The organism is Amycolatopsis sp. A133 (genome assembly GCF_031082405.1).
Classification (GTDB): domain Bacteria; phylum Actinomycetota; class Actinomycetes; order Mycobacteriales; family Pseudonocardiaceae; genus Amycolatopsis.
The window spans coordinates 563,985-583,270 of the sequence record NZ_JAVHJU010000057.1 but is presented as its reverse complement, the minus strand read 5'-3'; the positions used below and the strand labels follow the sequence as shown (position 1 = coordinate 583,270).

Here is a 19,286-nt window from a genome sequence, read left to right as displayed (position 1 = left end):
AGACACCGCGTGATCACGACCGAAGACGGCCGCTCGCTCGAAGTCAGCGTGCGGCACGAGGTGCTGCGCATCGAGCCGTGGGGCGACGGCAGCCTCCGCGTGCGCGCCGGACGGCACCGCATCCTCGACGACGTCCCGGGCGCGCTGCTGCCCGCGAAGCCGTCCGCCGCCACCGCGGAGACCGACGGGCGCCACGGCCGGGTGGTCAACGGCGCGCTCACCGCGATCGTCGAGATCGCCGACACCGACACCGGGATCGACGCGCAGCTCAAGTTCGTCCGCACGGACACCGGCGAGGAGCTGCTGTCCGAGCAGCGGGCGCACTTCTGGTGGCCCGGCGCGCGGCTGTTCATGCCCTCGCGCAACGGCTACGGCCGGCTGGAACAGCGCTTCAGCGCCTACGACGACGAGCGGATCTACGGGCTCGGGCAGCACACGCACGGCCGGCTCGACCAGAAGGGCCTCGTGCTCGACCTGGTGCAGCGCAACGCCGAGGTGTCGGTGCCGTTCCTGCTGTCCAGCCGCGGCTACGGCTTCCTGTGGAACAGCCCCGCGGTCGGCCGGGTCGAGCTGGCCGCCAACGGCACCCGCTGGGTCGCCGACGACGCGCGCCAGCTCGACTACTGGATCACCACCGGCGACGGCCCGCGGCAGATCCTCGGCCACTACGCCGACGCGACCGGGCACGCGCCGATGCTGCCGGAGTGGGCGGCCGGGTTCTGGCAGTCGAAACTGCGCTACCGCACGCAGGAGGAGCTGCTTTCCGTCGCGCGGGAGTACCACTCGCGCGGGCTGCCGCTTTCGGTGATCGTGGCGGACTTCTTCCACTGGACCCACCTCGGCGACTGGAAGTTCGACCCGGCCGAGTGGCCCGACCCGGCCGGGCTGGTGCGCGAGCTCGACGGCCTCGGCGTCAAGCTCATGGTCTCGGTGTGGCCGTCGGTCAGCCCGCTTTCGGAGAACTACCGCGACCTGCACGAGCAGGGCCTGCTGGTCGCCGCCGAGAGCGGCGTCCCGGCGCACGCGCCGTGGAAGGACAAGGGGTTCGGCGTCGAGATGCCGGTGGCGTTCTACGACGCGACCAACCCGGAGGCACGCCGGTTCGTCTGGAACAAGGTCAAGGAGAACTACTACGACCTGGGCGTGCGCGCGTGGTGGCTGGACGGCGACGAGCCGGAGATCCAGCCGGGCCACCCGCACAACCTCGGCTTCCACGCCGGCCCGGGCGCGGAGGTGTTCAACCTCTACCCGCAGGTGAACGCGCAGACGTTCCACGACGGCATCCGCGGCGAGGGCGACGACGAGGTGGTGCTGCTCAGCCGCTCGGCGTGGGCGGGCAGCCAGCGGTTCGGGGCGGCGCTCTGGTCGGGTGACGTCGGGGCGACGTGGGCGTCGCTGCGGGCGCAGGTGCGGGCCGGGCTGAACGTGGCGCTGGCCGGCATCCCCTGGTGGACCACGGACATCGGCGGCTTCCACGGCGGCGACCCTTCGTCGCCCGAATATCGCGAGCTGATGGTCCGCTGGTTCTCCTACGGGGTGTTCTGCCCGCTGTTCCGCCTGCACGGCTTCCGCGACCCGCGGCCGGCGTTCGGGCCGGAGATGACCGGCGGCCCCAACGAGGTCTGGTCGTTCGGCGAGCCCGCGTACGAGGCGATCACGGCGTCGCTGCGGCTGCGCGAACGGCTGCGGCCCTACCTGATGGAGCAGATGCGGGTGGCCCACGAACAGGGCATCCCGCCGATGCGGCCGGTGTTCGTCGACTTCCCGGCGGACAGCGCGGCCTGGGACGTGGACGACCAGTTCCTGCTCGGACCGGCTCTGCTGGTGGCGCCGGTGCTGGAGCCGGGGGTCACTTCGAGGCGGGTGTACCTCCCGGCGGGGGCCACCTGGACGGACGCGGTGACCGGCACCCGGCACGACGGCGGCGACTGGGTCGAGGCGCCGGCGCCGGCCGAGCGGATCCCGGTGTTCCTCCGCGACGGTGCGGACGTGCCGATCAGGGGCGAGTGAGGTCGGCCCAGTGCCCCGGCTTGCGCGGCCGGGGCGGGCCGAGCTCCCAGCCCGGTGGCCAGGTCCGCCGCACGTGCGCGTCCGTCCGGGCGCTCGCCCCGGTGAGGGCGAACTCCGAAGCCGCCGCTCCCGCGAAGTCCGCGTGACCGCTGAAGCGCGCCCCGCCGAACAGGACGTCCGCGGCGCTCCGGGTGTCCCGGAACGTCGTGGGGCCCGCGAAACCGGCGCCCTCGAACGTCACGTCGTCGCCGAAGGCAGCGCCCGTGAAGTCCGTGCGAGCCGAGAACCGGGCGTTGTCGAACCACAGCTGTCCGTGCGTGATGATCCGGGGAAAGGCCGCCGTGCCGGTGAACGTGGTGCGCTCGAAGTCGGTGTCCGCCTCGAACCGCGCGCCGGCGAAGGAGGCGTGGCGGGCGAAGCAAGATCCTTCGAAGCTCGACGGCCCGGTGATGACCGCGCCGTCGAAGCGGGCGTCTCCGACAAAACGGACGGTATCGAAGCGCGCGTTGCGGACTTCGCAGCCGCGCAGATCCACCTCGTGCAGCACCATCGACTCCGGGTGGAGGTCCATCTCCGGCCAGAACTCCGGTGACTCGCGCCGCAGGCGCGTGAGCAGCACGGGCCAGAGCTTCGCCTGCCAGGCCGCGGACTCGCGCCACCCGTAGCCCAGCTGGACGAAGAACTGGTCGACGAAGTTCTGGCGCAACGAGGGATCGTGGTCCGCGAGCTCGGCGAACTCGTGCAGCCCGGCCAGCCGCACGTCGAGCTCGTCGGCGACCAGCTGCCGCACCACTTCCTCGTCCATCGGCTCCGGCGGCGCCGACGGGGTGAGCACCTCCGCCGGACGGTCGCGGCGCAGGAGCAGCCACGCCGTGACCGAGCCGGACACGGCACCGATCAGCGCCAGGATCGCGAACGGCGTGACAGTGGACATACCCGTGATTCTCCCGGGCACGGCCAGCGGATTAAAGTGGACCTGTGAGTCCAAAGCTGACCCCGAAAGGCGCCGCGACGCGGCAGCGGATCGTCGAAGGCGCGGCGGCGCAGATCCGCGAGCACGGTGTCGCCGTCACGACGCTCGACGACGTCCGGGCGCGGACGGGGACGAGCAAGAGCCAGCTCTTCCACTACTTCCCGGACGGCAAGGACGAACTGCTGCTGGCGGTGGCCCGCTTCGAAGCGGACCAGGTCATCGAGGTCCAGCAGCCCCAGTTGGGCGAGCTGACGTCGTGGGCGGCGTGGGAACGCTGGCGCGACACGGTCGTTTCGCACTACGACAGCCGTGGCCGGCACTGCCCGCTCAACGTGCTGATCTCGCAGCTGGGCCGCGCGACCCCGGGAGCGCAGGCGGTGGTGACCGAACTGCTGCGGCGCTGGCAGGACGAGATCGAGGCGGGCATCCGCCATCTGCAGCGGGCCGGCGAGGTCGGCCCCGGCGTGGACCCCGGACGCACGGCGGCCGCCCTGCTGGCGGGGATCCAGGGCGGCGTGGTGGTGATGCTGTCGACCGGCCGCATCGACCACCTGGAAGCGGCGCTCGACGTCGGCATCGGGAACCTGCGGGCGAGCGGGAACCGGCACTGAGGCCGGCCCCCGCCCGGAGGATCAGGCGGACTTGATCGCGGAGATCTCGAACTCCAGCGTGACCTTGTCGCTCACCAGCACGCCGCCGGTCTCGAGCGCGGCGTTCCAGGTGATGCCGTAGTCCTTGCGGCTGATCGTGGTGGAGCCTTCGAAGCCGATCCGGTCGTTGCCGAACGGGTCCTTCGCGGCGCCCTCGAACTCGAACGGAATGGTCACCGAACGGGTGACGTCCTTGATGGTCAGGTCGCCGGTGACGTCGAAGCTCGTGTCGCCGGTCTGCTTGACCTCGGTCGAGGTGAAGGTGATCTGCGGGTACTCGTCCATCGACAGGAAGTCGTTGCTCTTCAGGTGCCCGTCGCGGTCGGCGTTGCGGGTGTCGATGCTGTGGGCCTGGATGGTCACCTGGACGCTCGACTTCTCCGGCACGTCACCGTCGATGGTCGCGGCGCCGGTGAACTCGTTGAAGCTGCCGCGCACCTTCGTCACCATGGCGTGCCGGGCGACGAACCCGATCCGCGAGTGGGCGGCGTCGAGGGTGTATTCGCCGGTCAGCTGGGGGTAGGTGGTCGCGCTGGTCATCGCTGTTCTTCTCTCCTCGTGGTGGCTCCCCCAGGTGATTGAGGGCTCAACGACACTGTACTCACTTTTACTGGTTGCGCAAGCAAGCTTTCGGTAGAGTCGCCGGTATGGGTGATCTGTCCGCGCTCGACCTCGAGGAATCCGCGTTCTGGCGGCCGCTGATGCGCATCATGACCGCGTTGCCACGAGCGCTCGAGGACCAGTTCCTGCCCGAAACCGGCCTCGCGATCACCGACTACGGGGTGCTGGTCGCGCTGTCCGAAGCGCCGGACCACCTGCTCCGCATCTCGGCGCTGGCCGCGACCACCGGGCTGTCGCTCAGCCGGATCAGCCGGGTGGTGGACGACCTGACCCGCCGCGGCCTGGTCGAGAAGCGCCGGTGCGCCGAGGACGGGCGCGCGTCCAACGCCGTGCTGACCGAGGCCGGATTGGCCAAACTGGAGGCGGCCTACCCGAGCCACCTGGCCCGCGTGCGGGCTTCGGTGTTCGACCACCTGAGCGCCGAGGACATCCGCACGGCCGGGCCGGTGCTGGCCCGGCTGGCCGCCGCACTGGAAGCCACTCCCCCGACCGACGACTGCTGAGGACGCCGATGAGCGACAAGGGCGAATACAACCGGGACCTGAACTACCTCCCGGACCGCATCACCGCCGACGGCCGGGACGGCTGGCCGGTCGAGCCCGGCCGCTACCGGCTGGTGGTCGCGCGGGCGTGCCCGTGGGCGAACCGCGCGGTGATCGTGCGCCGGCTGCTCGGCCTGGAGCCGGTGCTGTCAATGGGGATCGCCGGGCCGGTGCACGACGAACGGAGCTGGAGCTTCGACCTCGATCCGGACGGTCGCGACCCGGTGCTCGGCATCGAGCGGCTGCAGGAGGCGTTCTTCAAGCGCGACCCGGAGTATCCGCGGGGCATCACGGTGCCGGCTTTCGTCGACATCCCGAGCGGCCAGGTCGTCACCAACGACTTCGCGCAGATGACCCTCGACCTCTCCACCGAGTGGACGGCCTTGCACCGCGACGGTGCGCCCGAGCTGTACCCGGCCAAGCTGCGCGACGAGATCGACGAGATCGCGCAGAAGGTGTTCACCGACGTCAACAACGCGGTGTACCAGTGCGGGTTCGCCCGCTCCCAGGAGGCGTACGAGCACGCCTACACCAAGTTGTTCACGCGCCTGGACTGGCTGTCGGACCGGCTCGCGGACCGGCGCTACCTGGTCGGCGACACGATCACCGAAGCCGACATCCGGCTGTTCACCACGCTGGTCCGGTTCGACGCGGTGTACCACGGTCACTTCAAGTGCAACCGCCAGAAGCTCGCCGAGCTCCCGGTGCTGTGGGCCTACACCCGCGACCTGTTCCAGACACCCGGGTTCGGCGACACGATCGACTTCGCCCAGATCAAGGAGCACTACTACGTGGTGCACAAGAACGTGAACCCGACCGGCATCGTGCCGCTGGGCCCGGACGTGACGGGCTGGCTCACCCCGCACCACCGCGAGCAGCTGGGCGGCCGCCCGTTCGGCGACGGGACCCCGCCGGGCCCGCCGCCGGCCGGGGAGCGGGTGCCCGAGCTGGTTCAGGCGTGATTTCCGGGCCCTTGAAGTAGCCGGTGAGGGGCGGTCGCGCCGACACCCGCGGCAACCGCCCTTCACCGGCTGACCCACCTCCCCGGACATCACACCCCGAGGATCGGCCCCAAAACCTGAACGTGACTTTGATTCACATTCGGCTTAGGCTGAGCCGATGACGCAGACGGTGATCACCCTCGGCGCGCACGTGTTCGACGTGCAGGTCCGGCCCGTCGAGGCCATCCCGCCCGGGCAGGGCGCGGCCCTGGTGGAGCAGATCCGGTTCGGCCCCGCCGGCACCGCGGCCGGCACCGCGCTGACGCTGGCCAAGCTCGGCGCGACCGTCCGCACCGCCGGCGCGGTCGGCACCGACCCGATCGGCGACCTGCTGCTGGCCATGCTGACCCGGTACGGCATCAACACCTCGCTGGTGGTCCGCCGCGAGGACGTGCAGACCTCGGCCTCGGTGCTGCCCATCCGCCCGGACGGCAGCCGGCCCGCCTTCCACGTCCCCGGCGCCAACCTCAGCTACGGGCCCGGCGACATCGCGGAAGCCGAGCTCACCCGGGCGACCCACCTGCACCTGGGGGCGCCCGAGCTGATGGGCGGGGACAACGCGGCGAAGATCCTCTCCCCCGCGCGGGCGGCCGGCGTGGTCACCTCGGCCGACCTGCTCGCCCCCGGCGATCCCGGGGTACTGTCCTGGATCGCCCCCGCACTGTCCTTTCTGGACTACCTGCTGCCCAACGAGCAGCAGGTGCTCGGGCTCACCGGCGCCGGAACCCTCGAGGACGGCGCCCGCGCGTTGCTCGGCCGTGGTGTCGGCTGCGTCGCGGTCACCCGGGAAGCCCGCGGCGCCCTGGTGATCACGGCGGACGAGGTGATCGCCGTCCCGGCGTTCGCGGTCGAGGTCGTCGACACCACCGGCTGCGGCGACGCGTTCTCCGCGGGTTTCCTCCGCGGCATCGGCCTCGGCCGGTCCCCGCGGGAGGCCGCCGTGCTCGGCTCCGCCGCCGCGGCCCTGGTCGCCCGGGGGCTGGGCAGTGACCACGGCGAGTTCGACCTGGCCGCCGCCGACGCCTTCGCCGCGTCGACGCCCACGCTGGAGAACACCGGCACGTCGCATTGACCCTTGCGCCCCTTCGGCTCGGTCTACTGTGGGAGCCCGAGCGAGGGAGGCGAACCCTGGACGAGCAGTTTTCGGCGCGCAACCGGGTCCACGACTCGTCCGGCCCGATTCTGCAGGCCGGGGTGGTCAAAGGCGATGTCCACCTGCATTCGCCGGCCCCGCACGGGCCGGCGCCGGGCCCGGCGCGGCCGATCACCGCCTGGAACCCCTTCGATCTCGGTGTCCACCGGGCGATCACCGTCGGCGGCGCCCCGGCCGGCGACCGGCTGCCCGCCCTGCCCGGCTACCTCCGCCGTCCCCACGACGACGAACTGGCCGACCTCCTCGACGACGTGTCCACGAACGTGATGGTGGTGCTCAGCGGGGAATCGTCGACGGGCAAGACCCGCGCGCTCTACGAATCGGTGCTGACCAGCCGAACGCTGCGCGACTGGCCGCTGCACTATCCGCGCACCGCCGACGACCTGCTGCGGCTGCTGCACTCCGGCGGAATTTCCGCCAGGACGGTGTTGTGGCTCAACGAAACCCACAACCACCTGTCCGGACCGACCGGTGACCTCGCCGCCGCGGCGCTGCGGGACCTGCTGGACGGTTCCCACGGCGGCCCCTTCGCCGTCGTCGGCACGCTTTGGCCGCAGTTCTGGGCCGAGTTCGTCGCGCAGCCGCGCAGCGGGCAACGGGACGAACACGCGAACGCCCGGGCGCTGCTCCAGCACCGGGCCCGCCGCATCAGGGTCGCCGAACAGCTGAGCTCGGCGGAGATGGCCCGGGTCTGCGCCACCGCCGCCGTCGACCCCCGCCTCGCGGCCGCCGCTTCGGCCTCCGGTGACGGGCGCCGGGTGATCCAGACGATGGCGGGCGGCCCGATGCTCGTCGAGCGCTTCGAGCACCCCGACGACGAAGACGACCGGTACGCCACGGCGATCCTCACCGCCGCCGTCGACGCCCGGCGCCTGGGCCACCTCCAGCCGCTCCCTCGGGTGCTCCTCGACGAAGCCGCCGTCGGCTACCTCGGCGAACGCGACCGGGTGAACGCGCCCGGGGACTGGTTTACCCGCGGCCTCAAGCGCGCCGCGGACGAGGCGTTGCTGGGCGTGACCGCGCTCGTCGCCCGGCGGAAGCAGCCGGGCACCGGGCCGCCCGACGGCTACGAGCTCCACGACTACCTCGACCAGCACGGCCGCACGGCCCGGCGGTGGGCTCCCGCACCCGCCGAGCTGTGGGAGGCGTGTGTCGCGCACACCGAGCATCCCGAGGATCTCGTGCGCCTCACCGAGAACGCCTACCAGCGCCTGCTGTACCGCTACGCGGATCCCTTGGTGGAGCGGACCCTCGCGCTGGCCGACCCCGGCTATCAGAGCCATCTGGTCGATGTCCTCGCCGAGTACGGAAGGGTGGAGCGAGCCACCGCAGTTCTCCGTGCTGCCGACGAACTCGGTTTGCTCTTCCGGGTGTCCCGTCATTCACACGAGAGCACAACCACCTTGCTCATCGAGTCCGGCCGGCTCGCCGAAGCCGAGCTCTTCCTCGAAACGCTGGCCACCTCCGCGGCGGACACCCGCTGGGCATGGTGGACGCTGACCACCCTGCTGGTCGACACCGGGCGGACCGAGGAAGCCATCGAGCTACTGCAGCGCCTCCGTACGAGAGGCCGGGAAGCGGTCGACACACTCGCCGACGAGGTAACCACCGGACGGTTGCCGGCGATTACAGCGGCAAGACATCTGAAGCTGGCAGCGGACGCGATCGAGGAGCGGCTGGCCGACCTGCTGGCGGACGCCGGCCGATGGGGCGAGGCCTTGGACGTGGTGCAAACCGGCACTGGGGATTGGCCTTGCGCTTGGTTAGCCCGTAAGTTCGCGGACCACGGACGGCTGGACCGGCTCGAAGCTCTCGCGGAAGTCGGTGACGCCGACGTCTCCCTCATTCTCGCCGAGAAACTCCTCGAAGCAGACCAGGTGCCGGAGGCTCTCCGGCTGGTCGACGGAGCAGGCAGCGGTGACCCGAGCCCACGCTTGCTGGAACTGCTCGTACAGCACGGCCGGCACGAACTGGCCATCAGCACGGGTATCCCCCGGGAGGGGCCACGGTCCGCGAAGCTGCTCCGCGCGCTGGCCGCCGCCTTGCTCGCGCACGGCCACCGTGACCGCCTGAGCAGCTTGCTGAAGCAGCTCGGCGAGGCGGCGGCAGTCTCGTTCAGCTACACCGCGGAGGAGATCCCGGAAGCGGTCGCCGACTTGCTGGCCGACCTGGACTGCTGGGACGAGGCGCTCAAGATCGCGCGCCGGGACTCGGCGTGGGCCCGGCGGTGGGTCGCGCACCGCCTCGCCGCCGCCGGCAACCTCGTGCAGGTGCGGCGGCTGGCCGAAATGGGCCACGAACACGCAGGCGCGGAACTGGTCCGCCACCTCGTCGGCCGGCGGCGTTCGCGGGAAGCGTTCGCCCTGCTCGGCGAATTCGCCGGCGCCGGCCTGGATTGGGCCGATCGGGAACTGGCGGTCCTCCTGGCGGAAGCCGGACGCTGGGACGAGCTCGTCACCCGGGCGACCGCCGGTAGCCCGCACGCGGCCCGCACTCTGCTGGCCTCGGCGCACCAGGCGCTGCTGCCCGACGCCGGACGGCTGCTCGACCGGGGCCTGTCCCCGCACGGCCGGGCCTGAGCCGTCCGGGCGGTCACCGCCCGCATCGATCCGGTCACCCCCGACCGGCCACGGGTGACCGGTCGGCGACCTGGTCTCCGGCGGTGCTCCCCCGGCATCATGGAACCCGCGTCAGCGCAGCGGACTGCCGGACGAACGGGGAGGTCGGTTGACCGAGCAATGGGGGGCACTGCTTCGCCGGTACCGGACCCGGGCCGGCTTCACCCAGGAGCACCTGGCCGACGTCGCCGGCGTCTCGATCCGCACCATCCGGCGGTGGGAAACCGGTCACCGGCCGCAGGCGCACGGGCCGTCCGTGAAACGGGTGGCGCAGGCCCTCGGCTTGACCACCGACGAGTGCGAACAGCTGCGGGCGATGGCCGCCGATCCGGCGGCGGAGCAGCAGCCGGGCGCCGGGCGCGCGGTCGCGCCGCCGCGGCAGCTCCCGCTCGACCCGGAACCGTTCGCCGGCCGGGCGGCGGAACTCGGCGAGCTGACGGCGAAACTGGCCGGGACGGCCCGCGGGATCGTCGTGGTGGACGGTCCCCGCGGCGTCGGCAAGACGTTCCTCGTCCTCCGGTGGGCCGCCGGGCACAGCGCGCAGTTCCCCGACGGGCAGCTGTACGCCGGTCTGCGGGGGTTCGGCACGAACGCCGGTGCGCAAGCGCCGGCCGACGTGCTGAGCCAATTCCTGTTCGCCCTGGGGTTCACCCCCCAGGAGGTGCCCGGGGACGTCGAAGCGCGGGCCGCGCTCTACCGCGGTGCCGTGGCCGGGAAGCGCCTGCTCGTCGTGCTCGACAACGCCCGGGATTCCCAGCAGGTGCAGCCCTTGCTGCCGCGGAGTCCCGGGTGCGCCGTCGTGGTCACCAGCCGGCACCGGCTCAACGGCCTGGTCATCGGCTCCGGCGCGGAAAGCCTGACCCTCGGGCCGATGCCGGACACCGAGGCCCGGGAGATCCTGGCCGCCGCGATCGGACCGCGCCGGGCGAGCGCCGACGGAGCGGACGAGCTCCTCGGCTTCTGCCGCGGGTTGCCCCTGGTGCTGGGGGCGGTCGCCGCGCGGGCGGCCGCGCACCCCGATCGCGGCCTGCGTGAGCTGACGGAGGAACTCCGCGAGTTCGTGGCGTCGTCCCCGGCGAACCACGACCGGACGTCCGGTCTGGCCGCCATCCTCGGCGAACACCACCCGGACGTCGAGCTGTTCGAACTGGCCTCCAGGCTGGTGCAGCAGGCGCACCAGCTCAACGAGCTGGGCCGTCCGGAAGACGCGCTGTCGGCGATCACCGACGCGGAGGCCGTCTACCGGCAGCTCGACCGGCAGACCCCCGGTTTCTACCGGGCCGGGCCGCTCGCCGAATGCCTGGTGACCAAGTCGCTCCAGCTGCTCGACCTCGGGTTCGGCGAAGAAGCGGTCAAGGCCAGTGCCGAGGCCGTGCAGCTCCGCCGTCCGCACGACGACGAGCGGGGGCAGCCCGGGGTGCCGACCGCCGCCGTGCTGAGGATGCTGGCCGGCAGTCTCGGCAACCACGCCGTGCTGCTCTGCACCACGGGGCGCCAGGACGAAGCATTGGCCGCGCTGACGGAAGTGGTCGAGCTGCGCAGGCGGTTCGCCACCGCGAGAAAGGCCGGGCGGACCGTGTCGTCGAGGGGGTGACACGGCCCGCACCGGCCACAGTGGACGGTGCGGGCCCGGGAGCCGCGCGCTCCCGGGCCCGCACCGGGTTCAGCTCACCTGCAGGTCGATGCAGGCGTAGAACGCGTTCGCCGTGTCGGCGATGTTCCACACCGCCAGCACCGTCTGGCGGCCCGTGCGGCTGCCCAGGTTCACCTGGTGCGCCACCGTCGCCGGCGGCTGCTGGTCGTTGCCGCTCACCTCCGCGATCTTCGTGCCGCCGATGAAGTACTGGTAGTTCGACGTGCGGTGGCGGGCGGTGAACGTCCAGGTGAAGGTCACCGTCCGGCCCACCGAGGCGGCGCGCCAGCCCTTGTTGTTGTCGTTGAGCTCGGCGAACTGGGCCACGCCGCCGTTGCAGGACCGCAGGCCCTTGGGCCCTTCGACGCTCTGGGGTTCGTACTGGACCTGCCCGCACTGCACGATGTGCTGGGCGCACTGCGCCTGCCGGCTGGCCGGCGAGCTGACGTAGCCGTGCGCGCTCGCGATCCCGGCGGGGTTGAGGACCACCAGCACCGGGGCCAGGAGAGCACCCACCGCGGCCGCCACCAGTTTGCGGTTCATACCAGCTCCTTCGGGGACAGGCTCGCCTCCCGCCGCCGGGCACGGCGAGGCCGCGGCCCCGGCCTCCACGGGAGGTCCGCCGCGACGGGAAGGGTTACGAGCGAAGGAAAATTGTGGTCTAGACCATACGTCGATTCGTTACCCAGGTCAACGGCTGGCCAAGTCACGGTTGATGTTGGTAAGGCGCCAACTGTCACGCTTTGTTCCGGTCAGCGGGACCCCGGCGGCGAGACCGCCCGTCGCGCGCGGGGCGCGTGCCTCTAGGATCACGCCGGTGACCACCTACGACGACACGTTCGAGCACCTCGACGCCGCGGCCCTGCCGGAACGGCAGCAGAAGATCCTGCTCGCGATCCGGGACTGGGTGGTCCAGCACGGGTACTCCCCCAGCACGCGGGAACTCGGCGAAGCGGTCGGCCTGCAGTCGACGTCGTCGGTGTCGAAGCACCTGGCGAGCCTCGAAGACAAGGGCTTCCTGCGCCGCGGCAGCGGGGTCTCGCGCCCGATCGACGTGCGCGCCTTCCTGCACGGCTCCGGTTCCGGTTCCGCCGGTGACGGCGACTCGGTGACGGTGCCCGTCGTCGGCGACATCGCCGCCGGCACACCGATCTCGGCGATCGAGCACACCGACGACGTCCTCAAGCTGCCGCGCGACCTCACCGGCCGCGGCACGGTGTTCGGGCTGCGCGTCCGCGGCGACTCGATGATCGACGCGGCCATCTGCGACGGCGACATCGTCGTGGTCAAGCAGCAGTCCGAAGCCCACTCGGGCCAGATCGTCGCCGCGATGATCGACGAAGAGGCGACGGTCAAGGTGTACCGCCGCCGCAACGGGCACGTGTACCTCGAGCCCCGCAACCCGGCCTACGACGTCATCGACGGCGACCGCGCGGTGATCCTCGGCGCGGTCGTGTCGGTGCTGCGCAGCGTCTGAGCCGCCTCACCAGGTGACCGGCAGCTCGTAAACGCCGTACACGGATCCGTCGTGCTTGAACGGGATCCGGTCGGCGCCGGTGGCCAAGGCCAGCGTCGGAATCCGCTTGTACAGCGTGCTGTAGACGACCTGCAGCTCGAGCCGGGCCAGCGGCTGGCCGAGGCACTGGTGGACGCCGAAGCCGAAGGCCACGTGCCGGTGCGCGTCGCGGGTCAGGTCCAGCCGGTCGCCGCCGGGGAAGACCTCCGGGTCGCGGTTGGCGATGTCGTTGGCCATGATCAGGCCCTCGCCCGCGCGGATCACCCGGCCGCCGACCTCGATGTCCGCCAGCGCGACGCGGCGGCGCCCGTTGTGCGTGATGTTCAGGTAGCGCAACAGTTCTTCGACCGCCGACGCGGCCAGGGCCGGGTCGTCGCCGTCGCGCAGCAGGGCCAGCTGGTCCGGGTGCTCCAGCAGGGCCAGTGTGCCCAGCGCGATCATGTTCGCCGTCGTCTCGTGTCCGGCGATGAGCAGCAGCACACCCATCTGGGCCGCCTCGGTCCGGGTCAGCTCGCCCGCCCCGACGCGGGCGGCGAGCCCGGAGAGCAGGTCGTCGGCGGGGTGGTCGAGCTTCGCCCCCACCAGCCGGTCGAGGTAACCCACGAGTGCCTGGTGCCCGGCCGCCCGCTCTTCCGGCTTCGCGTCGCGACGGATGATGACCTTGCTGTTCTCCTGGAAGAAGCCGTGGTCGGCGTAGGGCACCCCGAGCAGCTCGCAGATCACCAGTGACGGCACCGGCAGCGCGAACGCCTCGACGAGGTCGACCGGCTTCGGGCCGGCCAGCAGCTCGTCGATCAGGTCGTCGACAATTTTCTGCACGGCCGGGCGCATCGCGGCGACCCGGCGGATGGTGAACGGCGCGGTCACCATCTTGCGCAGCCGCGCGTGCTCGGGGTTGTCCATCAGGATGAAGCTGATGCCGGTGCCGCCCTTCGGCAGCGGCGCGGGACTCGGGTACCCGGGCCGGGTGATGTCGGCGCTGATCCGGGGATCGGCCAGCAGCGCCCGCTGCTCGGCGTAGCGGGTCACCAGCCACGGCGTGCTGCCGTCCCACAGCCGGACGCGGGCGAGCGGAGCTTCTTCTTGCAGCGCGCGGGCGGCCGGCGGCGGGTCGAACGGGCAGCCCGCCGCACGGGGCATCGGGAACTCGGGGATCTCGGCGGTGCTCGTCATCGTTCCTCCGCGGTGGCCGTCAGTTCGTGATCAGTCAACCGAAGACTGCTACGCTAAGTCAAGCGACTGATTTAATTCGACTGTTCAATCCCCCAGTTCAGTTCCACTGCGCCACTCGACCGCCCGGAGGACCGCTCGTGCCCCAGCCATCCGCCCCCGCCGGGGAGGCGTCGCCGCGCGCGAACCTCGTCGTCGCGGTCCTCGCCCTCGCGGGAATCACCGTCTCGCTGATGCAGACGCTGGTCATCCCGCTGATCCCGGCGCTGCCCGGGCTGCTGCACGCCTCCGCCGCCGACGCGACCTGGGCCATCACCGCCACCCTGCTCGCGGGCGCGGTGGCGGTGCCGACCATGGGACGGCTCGGCGACATGTACGGGAAACGGCGGATGCTGCTGATCAGCCTCGGCGCGCTGGTCGCCGGCTCGACCGTCGGCGCGCTCTCCGACAGCCTCGTGCCGATGGTGGCCGGGCGGACCCTGCAGGGCCTCGCCGCCGGCGTCATCCCGCTCGGGATCAGCATCATGCGCGACGAGCTGCCCGCCGAGCGGCTCGGTTCGGCCACCGCACTGATGAGCGCGTCGCTCGGCGTCGGCGGCGCGCTGGGCCTGCCCGCGGCGGCGCTGCTGGCCGAAAACGCCGACTGGCACGCGCTGTTCTGGACCGCGGCCGGCCTCGGCGTGGTCGTCACCGCGCTGGTCGTGACGTGCGTGCCCGAATCGCCGGTCCGCACCGGCGGCCGGTTCGACGTCCCGGGCGCGGCCGGGCTCTCGATCGCCCTGGTGTGCCTGCTGCTGGCCATCTCCAAGGGCGCCGACTGGGGCTGGGGCAGCGCGGCGACGCTGGGCCTGATCGCGGCCGCCGTCGTCGTCCTGCTGCTGTGGGGCCGCTGGGAGCTGCGGACGCCGCAGCCGCTGGTGGACCTGCGGACGTCCGCGCGGCGCCAGGTGCTGCTCACGAACATCGCGTCGGCGGTGTTCGGCTTCGCGATGTTCGCGATGTCGCTGGTCCTGCCGCAGCTGCTGCAGCTGCCGACGGCCACGGGGTACGGGCTCGGGAAGTCGATGCTGGCCGTCGGCCTGGTGATGGCACCTTCGGGGCTGGTGATGATGGCACTGGCGCCGGTGTCCGCGCGAATCACGGCGACGCGCGGCCCGAAGACGACGCTGATGCTCGGCGCGGTGGTCGTCGCCGTGGGCTACGCCCTCGGCATCGGCCTGATGAGCGCGACCTGGCACCTGGTGCTGGTCTCGAGCATCATCGGCGCCGGCATCGGGCTCGCCTACGGCGCCATGCCCGCGCTCGTCATGGGCGCCGTGCCGGTGTCGGAGACGGCGGCGGCCAACAGCCTCAACACGCTGATGCGCTCGATCGGCACGTCGGTCTCCAGCGCCACCGCGGGCCTGATCCTGGCCCGGCTGACGATCTCGTTCGGGCCCGCCAGCCTGCCGTCCCAGAACGGTTTCCGGCTCGTGCTGGGCATGGGGTCGGCCGCCGCGCTCATCGCGCTGGCCGTCGCCGCGTTCCTGCCCCGGCACTCCCCCGGCATCACGGCGGCGCGCCCGGAACCCGCCGCCGCGGCCCGCCGCTGACCGCCGGCGGCCCGGGCGTCGAGGTGGAGCACGCCGTCCGCGTGGTGTTCGGCGACGAATTCGGGTCCCTTCGTGACCAGCCGGGCGATCGCCGTGGCGTGGCCGTGGCCGAGGCCGTGCTCGGCCTTCAGCCAGTCGACGATCTCGCCCGCCTTCGTCAGGTTCTTCTCGGCCGCCAAGTCGAGGAAGCCGCGCGGGGTGATGCCGGTCTGCTTCTCGGCGTTGTCGAGGTAGGCCTGAAAAGACATGGTTGCTCCCGGGTTCGGGCCGAAGGAAGTTCGGTTCGTCTTGCTCCGCACCAACTTCTCACCGACAACTTTTTTTGTCAAGCCTTCTTCGCGACCACCGCCAGCGTTGTGTACGGCAGCACGAAGCTCCCGCCGATCCCGTGAATGACCGCACCGACACCGGCGAGCACGTCCGCCAGCGCGTCCGGGGCGAGCCGGGTCAGGCCGCCCGTCGTCGGCAGGAAGTCCAGCCACTCCTCGCGCGTGTAGGACCGTTCCCAGGCGAAGCGCCACCACTCCGGCTCCCCGAAGCCGCCCGCCTCCCGGATGCCGTCGGCGAACCTGGTGAACATCACGTCGTAGAGGTCCGCGGCACTCCGGGACTCCTCCGCGAACGGCGAACCGGGCAGCACGCGCCGGATGCCCGCGGCCAAGGCGTCCGCGACCTCGGCGGGCGGCTGGAACACGTGGGCGAACACGGCGAGCAACCCGTGGTCCCGCAGGACCCGCGCCGCCTTGGCCGGGCCGGCGACCGGGTCGACCCAGTGCCAGGCCTGCCCGGCGACGACGGCGTCGAAGGTCCGCCCGGCCGGGTCCCAGTCTTCGAACGTCGCAACCTCGACGTCGACCCCGCCGCGGCGCGCGAAGGCGGCCATCCGCGCATCGGGATCAACGCCGAGCACCCGGCGGCCCGCGGCGCGGAACTGCCGCGCTTCGATGCCGGTGCCGCAGCCGACGTCGAGGAAGTCGGGACCGGGGCTCGCGGCGACGACCCGGTGCACCAGTTCGGCGGGATACTCGGGCCGCGCCCGGTCGTAGCGTTCGGCGTCGATGCCGAAGGATTCGGCCATGCGGCGGGCTTCGTGAGGCTGAGTGGGCATGCGCCCACTCTAATGGGCACTTGCCCACTCGGGCAACCGGCTGGGCGTTCGCGGCGGGCGTAACGGAGAATGGGCGCCATGCCGACCGGGGTTCACCTGCGCGACGTGCGCAAGCAGCTGTTCCAGGCGGCCGAGCGGGTGTTGCTCCGCGACGGCCCGAACGCGCTGACCAGCCGCGCGGTCACCACCGAGGCCGACGTCGCGAAGGGCGTGCTGCACCGCCACTTCGCCGACTTCGACGACTTCCTCGCCGAACTGGTCCGCAACCGGATCGCCCGCACAGCCGACCAGGCGGCCCTCTTGCACGCCTCGGCCGGAACGCGGACCGTGGCCGAAAACCTGATCGACGCACTGACGGAGCTGTTCGACCCGGTCTCGCTGGCCCTGATGAGCTTGGTGTTCTTCCGCGACGAACTCCGCACCCGCGTACGCCGCCACGACAACGCTTTACCACTTTTGACGGAAGCGCGGGAAATGTTGACGGCCTACCTGTCAGCCGAGCGTGAACAGGGCCGCATAGCCGCGGACGCAGAGGTGAATTCCCTATCCTTGTCCCTGATCGGCGCAGGCCACCTGCTGTTCGCGGGCCGCCGCCGAGGAACCCTCCCCGAAGCCAAAGAACTGCAAAAGATGGTCCACACGCTGATCGCGGACGTCGTACAACGACGCTTGCTCTAAAGACGCTTACCGAAAGTCCCAGCCGCACGTCACCACGCACGGGACCGAACGCGGGGGTCCGGGGGCGTGCCCCCGGCGGGGGTGTGGGGGCTCGGCCCCCACAAGACACAGAACGAGAAAGGCCCTGTTCGCGCGTTCCGCGAACAGGGCAAACCCCGCATCGAGTGGGCGATACTGGGATCGAACCAGTGACCTCTTCGGTGTGAACGAAGCGCTCTCCCCCTGAGCTAATCGCCCGCGGTACGAACTTCCACGATATCCGGGGGTGGACTCGTGGTGCGCGATACTGGGATTGAACCAGTGACCTCTTCCGTGTCAGGGAAGCGCTCTCCCGCTGAGCTAATCGCGCGCTGCGGAACTTCGTACTGGCGGAAGCATATCGGACGCCGGAGGCGGTCGCGCAGGGGGTCCGGTGTCCGGAAAACCGCCTGACAGGGGCGCCCGGAAACGGGCACACTGCGAAGGACGTCCCGCGTGCATCGCGGCCGTCCCGGCCGAGCAGGAGAGTCCCACCCCGATGACCGAAACCGTGTCCACCCCGTCCGCCGACGTGCCCCGCGCCCCGGCGCGTTCGGGACTCCTCATCGGGGTCCTGGTGCTTTCCGCGTTCGTGATGATCCTCAACGAGACGATCCTCAGCGTCGCGCTGCGCGACCTGACGGTCGACCTGCGGGTGCCGACGACGACGGTGCAGTGGCTGACCAGCGGGTTCCTGCTGACCATGGCCGTCGTCATCCCCACGACCGGGTTCCTGCTGGAGCGGTTCTCGCCGCGGCAGGTGTTCCTGTTCTCGCTGTCGGCGTTTTCCCTGGGCACGTTGCTGAGCGCGCTCGCGCCGGGGTTCGGGGTGCTGATGGCCGGGCGCGTGGTGCAGGCGTGCGGCACGGCGGTGATGCTGCCGTTGCTGATGACGACGGTGATGCGGCTGGTGCCGCCGGAGCGGCGGGGCGCGACGATGGGCACGATCACGATCGTCATCGCGGTCGCGCCGGCGATCGGGCCGACCATCGGCGGGGCCGTGCTGTCGTCGCTGGGCTGGCGCTGGATGTTCTGGATCGTGCTGCCGCTGTCGGTCGCCGCGCTGGTGGCCGGTGCGCTGCTGCTGCGGCTGGGCGGGGAACGCCGCCGGGTGCCGCTGGACGTGCCGTCGGTGCTGCTGTCCGCGATCGGGTTCGGCGGGGTGTTGTACGGCTTGTCGTCGGGCGGGGAGCAGGCCGGGGCCGCGCCGCTGGTGCCGGGGTGGGTGCCGATCGTCGTCGGTGTCGCCGCGCTGGTGGTGTTCACCTGGCGGCAGCTGCGGCTGCAGCGCCGTGACCGGGCCCTGCTCGACTTGCGGCCGTTCACCCACCGGAGCTTCGTCGTCGCGCTGGTGCTGACGGCGTTGCTGTTCGTCTGCCTGATCGGCGCGGCGGCGATCCTGCTGCCGCTGTACCTGCAGACGGTGCTGCACACGAGCACGTTCGTCAGCGGGCTGGCCGTCCTGCCCGGCGGGCTGGTGCTGGGTTTGCTCGGCCGTCCGGTCGGCGCGTTGTTCGACAAGTTCGGCGGCCGCCCGCTGGTCATCCCGGGCGCGGCGGCGATGGCGGCTTCGCTGTGGCTGTTCGCGGTGCTGGGGCCGGATTCGCCGCTGGTGGCGGTGATCGGCATCCACGTCCTGATGATGGCCGGCCTGGGCCTGATGATGACGCCGCTGTTCACCGAGTCGCTCGGCGTGCTGCCGGAACACCTGTACTCCCACGGCAGCGCGATCCTTTCGACCCTGCAGCAGGTGGCCGGCGCACTCGGCACGGCGGTGTTCATCAGCGTGGCGACGCTGGGCAGCCACGACACGACGGCGGCCAGCCCGGACGCGTCGGGCCTGCGGGCCGCGTTCGTCTTGGCGGGGATCGTCGGGCTGGTCGCTTTCGCGGGCAGCTGGCTGGTCCGCCGGGGCCCGGCGGTCACACCGTCCACTTCGGCACACTGAGGGAAGTTGCGGTTCCGGCCGGCGCTACCGCATTCGGCGGCGCCGGCCGCGCGGA

Annotated in this window: 16 protein-coding genes, 2 tRNA genes and 1 pseudogene; 11 read left to right on the top strand and 8 right to left on the bottom strand. The window is 71.6% G+C overall.

The genetic code is table 11. The features are described from left to right. Positions 1-9: 9 nt before the first annotated feature. On the top strand, positions 10-2,010 hold the full coding sequence (locus tag Q5425_RS34985) for a glycoside hydrolase family 31 protein (RefSeq protein WP_308676640.1): 2,001 nt from the start codon (positions 10-12) through the stop codon (positions 2,008-2,010). Here the strand turns inward: Q5425_RS34985 and Q5425_RS34980 are convergent. Continuing rightward, on the bottom strand, positions 1,997-2,944 hold the full coding sequence (locus Q5425_RS34980; protein ID WP_308676639.1) for a pentapeptide repeat-containing protein: 948 nt from the start codon (positions 2,942-2,944) through the stop codon (positions 1,997-1,999). The two genes, Q5425_RS34985 and Q5425_RS34980, sit on opposite strands and share 14 nt — an antisense overlap. Positions 2,945-2,988: 44 nt before the next feature. Between Q5425_RS34980 and Q5425_RS34975 the strand changes: the two genes are divergently transcribed. Then, positions 2,989-3,594 (top strand): TetR/AcrR family transcriptional regulator, encoded by a 606-nt coding sequence (locus Q5425_RS34975; protein WP_308676638.1) that lies wholly within the window; start codon positions 2,989-2,991, stop codon positions 3,592-3,594. A 21-nt stretch (positions 3,595-3,615) separates the two neighbouring features. Here Q5425_RS34975 and Q5425_RS34970 read toward each other — a convergent pair whose 3' ends face one another. Continuing rightward, complete coding sequence (locus Q5425_RS34970) at positions 3,616-4,173, bottom strand: YceI family protein (RefSeq protein WP_308676637.1); 558 nt, start codon at positions 4,171-4,173, stop codon at positions 3,616-3,618. A gap of 107 nt (positions 4,174-4,280) precedes the next feature. Here Q5425_RS34970 and Q5425_RS34965 point away from each other — a divergent pair, with 107 nt between their 5' ends. The 5 genes from Q5425_RS34965 to Q5425_RS34945 all read left to right on the top strand — a co-directional run bounded on the left by Q5425_RS34965 (position 4,281) and on the right by Q5425_RS34945 (position 11,162). Next, a complete protein-coding gene (locus Q5425_RS34965; RefSeq protein WP_308676636.1) occupies positions 4,281-4,757 on the top strand; it encodes a MarR family winged helix-turn-helix transcriptional regulator in 477 nt (158 codons plus the stop codon). Between the two features lie 8 nt (positions 4,758-4,765). Further along, a complete protein-coding gene (locus tag Q5425_RS34960; protein WP_308676635.1) occupies positions 4,766-5,758 on the top strand; it encodes a glutathione S-transferase C-terminal domain-containing protein in 993 nt (330 codons plus the stop codon). 157 nt (positions 5,759-5,915) lie between these two features. Continuing rightward, positions 5,916-6,869, top strand: coding sequence for a carbohydrate kinase family protein (locus Q5425_RS34955; protein ID WP_308676634.1), 954 nt, complete (start codon positions 5,916-5,918; stop codon positions 6,867-6,869). Between the two features lie 122 nt (positions 6,870-6,991). Further along, complete coding sequence (locus Q5425_RS34950) at positions 6,992-9,529, top strand: tetratricopeptide repeat protein (RefSeq protein WP_308676633.1); 2,538 nt, start codon at positions 6,992-6,994, stop codon at positions 9,527-9,529. A gap of 148 nt (positions 9,530-9,677) precedes the next feature. Beyond that, complete coding sequence (locus tag Q5425_RS34945) at positions 9,678-11,162, top strand: helix-turn-helix domain-containing protein (protein WP_308676632.1); 1,485 nt, start codon at positions 9,678-9,680, stop codon at positions 11,160-11,162. Positions 11,163-11,231: 69 nt separating this feature from the next. On the opposite strand, the gene Q5425_RS34940 is transcribed toward Q5425_RS34945, so the two are convergent. After that, on the bottom strand, positions 11,232-11,744 hold the full coding sequence (locus Q5425_RS34940; RefSeq protein WP_308676631.1) for a lytic polysaccharide monooxygenase: 513 nt from the start codon (positions 11,742-11,744) through the stop codon (positions 11,232-11,234). 274 nt (positions 11,745-12,018) lie between these two features. Between Q5425_RS34940 and lexA the strand changes: the two genes are divergently transcribed. Further along, the gene (gene lexA / locus Q5425_RS34935) at positions 12,019-12,678 is read left to right on the top strand and encodes a transcriptional repressor LexA (RefSeq protein ID WP_308676630.1); all 660 of its coding nucleotides are present in this window, start codon (positions 12,019-12,021) and stop codon (positions 12,676-12,678) included. A gap of 6 nt (positions 12,679-12,684) precedes the next feature. Here lexA and Q5425_RS34930 read toward each other — a convergent pair whose 3' ends face one another. Further along, positions 12,685-13,890: a cytochrome P450 gene (locus Q5425_RS34930; protein ID WP_308676629.1), complete on the bottom strand. Its 1,206-nt coding sequence runs from the start codon at positions 13,888-13,890 to the stop codon at positions 12,685-12,687. 137 nt (positions 13,891-14,027) lie between these two features. Here Q5425_RS34930 and Q5425_RS34925 point away from each other — a divergent pair, with 137 nt between their 5' ends. Beyond that, positions 14,028-15,479, top strand: a complete 1,452-nt coding sequence (locus Q5425_RS34925; protein WP_308676628.1) for an MFS transporter — start codon at positions 14,028-14,030, stop codon at positions 15,477-15,479. Positions 15,480-15,613: 134 nt separating this feature from the next. Here Q5425_RS34925 and Q5425_RS34920 read toward each other — a convergent pair. Together Q5425_RS34920 and Q5425_RS34915 are read right to left on the bottom strand one after the other, a co-directional pair. Then, positions 15,614-15,727: pseudogene (locus Q5425_RS34920) on the bottom strand (DUF4287 domain-containing protein); the annotation flags it as partial. A 77-nt stretch (positions 15,728-15,804) separates the two neighbouring features. Then, on the bottom strand, positions 15,805-16,587 hold the full coding sequence (locus Q5425_RS34915) for a class I SAM-dependent methyltransferase (protein ID WP_396135310.1): 783 nt from the start codon (positions 16,585-16,587) through the stop codon (positions 15,805-15,807). 78 nt (positions 16,588-16,665) lie between these two features. Here Q5425_RS34915 and Q5425_RS34910 point away from each other — a divergent pair, with 78 nt between their 5' ends. Next, a complete protein-coding gene (locus tag Q5425_RS34910) occupies positions 16,666-17,265 on the top strand; it encodes a TetR family transcriptional regulator (RefSeq protein WP_308676627.1) in 600 nt (199 codons plus the stop codon). A 165-nt stretch (positions 17,266-17,430) separates the two neighbouring features. Here the strand turns inward: Q5425_RS34910 and Q5425_RS34905 are convergent. Continuing rightward, positions 17,431-17,502: transfer RNA gene (locus Q5425_RS34905), tRNA-Val, on the bottom strand. A 37-nt stretch (positions 17,503-17,539) separates the two neighbouring features. After that, a tRNA-Val gene (locus tag Q5425_RS34900) sits at positions 17,540-17,614 on the bottom strand. Positions 17,615-17,782: 168 nt separating this feature from the next. Here Q5425_RS34900 and Q5425_RS34895 point away from each other — a divergent pair. Then, positions 17,783-19,231 carry a DHA2 family efflux MFS transporter permease subunit gene (locus tag Q5425_RS34895; RefSeq protein WP_308676626.1) on the top strand — a complete coding sequence of 483 codons (1,449 nt, stop codon included), beginning with the start codon at positions 17,783-17,785 and terminating at the stop codon, positions 19,229-19,231. The last annotated feature ends 55 nt before the right edge of the window (positions 19,232-19,286 follow it).

Coding starts and splice junctions, on each gene's coding strand:
- Q5425_RS34895 (WP_308676626.1), top strand. CDS start 17,783: ATGACCGAAACCGTGTCCACCCCGTCCGCCGACGTGCCCCGCGCCCCG.
- Q5425_RS34930 (WP_308676629.1), bottom strand. CDS start 13,890: ATGACGAGCACCGCCGAGATCCCCGAGTTCCCGATGCCCCGTGCGGCG.
- Q5425_RS34910 (WP_308676627.1), top strand. CDS start 16,666: ATGCCGACCGGGGTTCACCTGCGCGACGTGCGCAAGCAGCTGTTCCAG.
- Q5425_RS34960 (WP_308676635.1), top strand. CDS start 4,766: ATGAGCGACAAGGGCGAATACAACCGGGACCTGAACTACCTCCCGGAC.
- Q5425_RS34970 (WP_308676637.1), bottom strand. CDS start 4,173: ATGACCAGCGCGACCACCTACCCCCAGCTGACCGGCGAATACACCCTC.
- Q5425_RS34965 (WP_308676636.1), top strand. CDS start 4,281: ATGGGTGATCTGTCCGCGCTCGACCTCGAGGAATCCGCGTTCTGGCGG.
- Q5425_RS34915 (WP_396135310.1), bottom strand. CDS start 16,587: ATGCCCACTCAGCCTCACGAAGCCCGCCGCATGGCCGAATCCTTCGGC.
- Q5425_RS34955 (WP_308676634.1), top strand. CDS start 5,916: ATGACGCAGACGGTGATCACCCTCGGCGCGCACGTGTTCGACGTGCAG.
- Q5425_RS34940 (WP_308676631.1), bottom strand. CDS start 11,744: ATGAACCGCAAACTGGTGGCGGCCGCGGTGGGTGCTCTCCTGGCCCCG.
- Q5425_RS34980 (WP_308676639.1), bottom strand. CDS start 2,944: ATGTCCACTGTCACGCCGTTCGCGATCCTGGCGCTGATCGGTGCCGTG.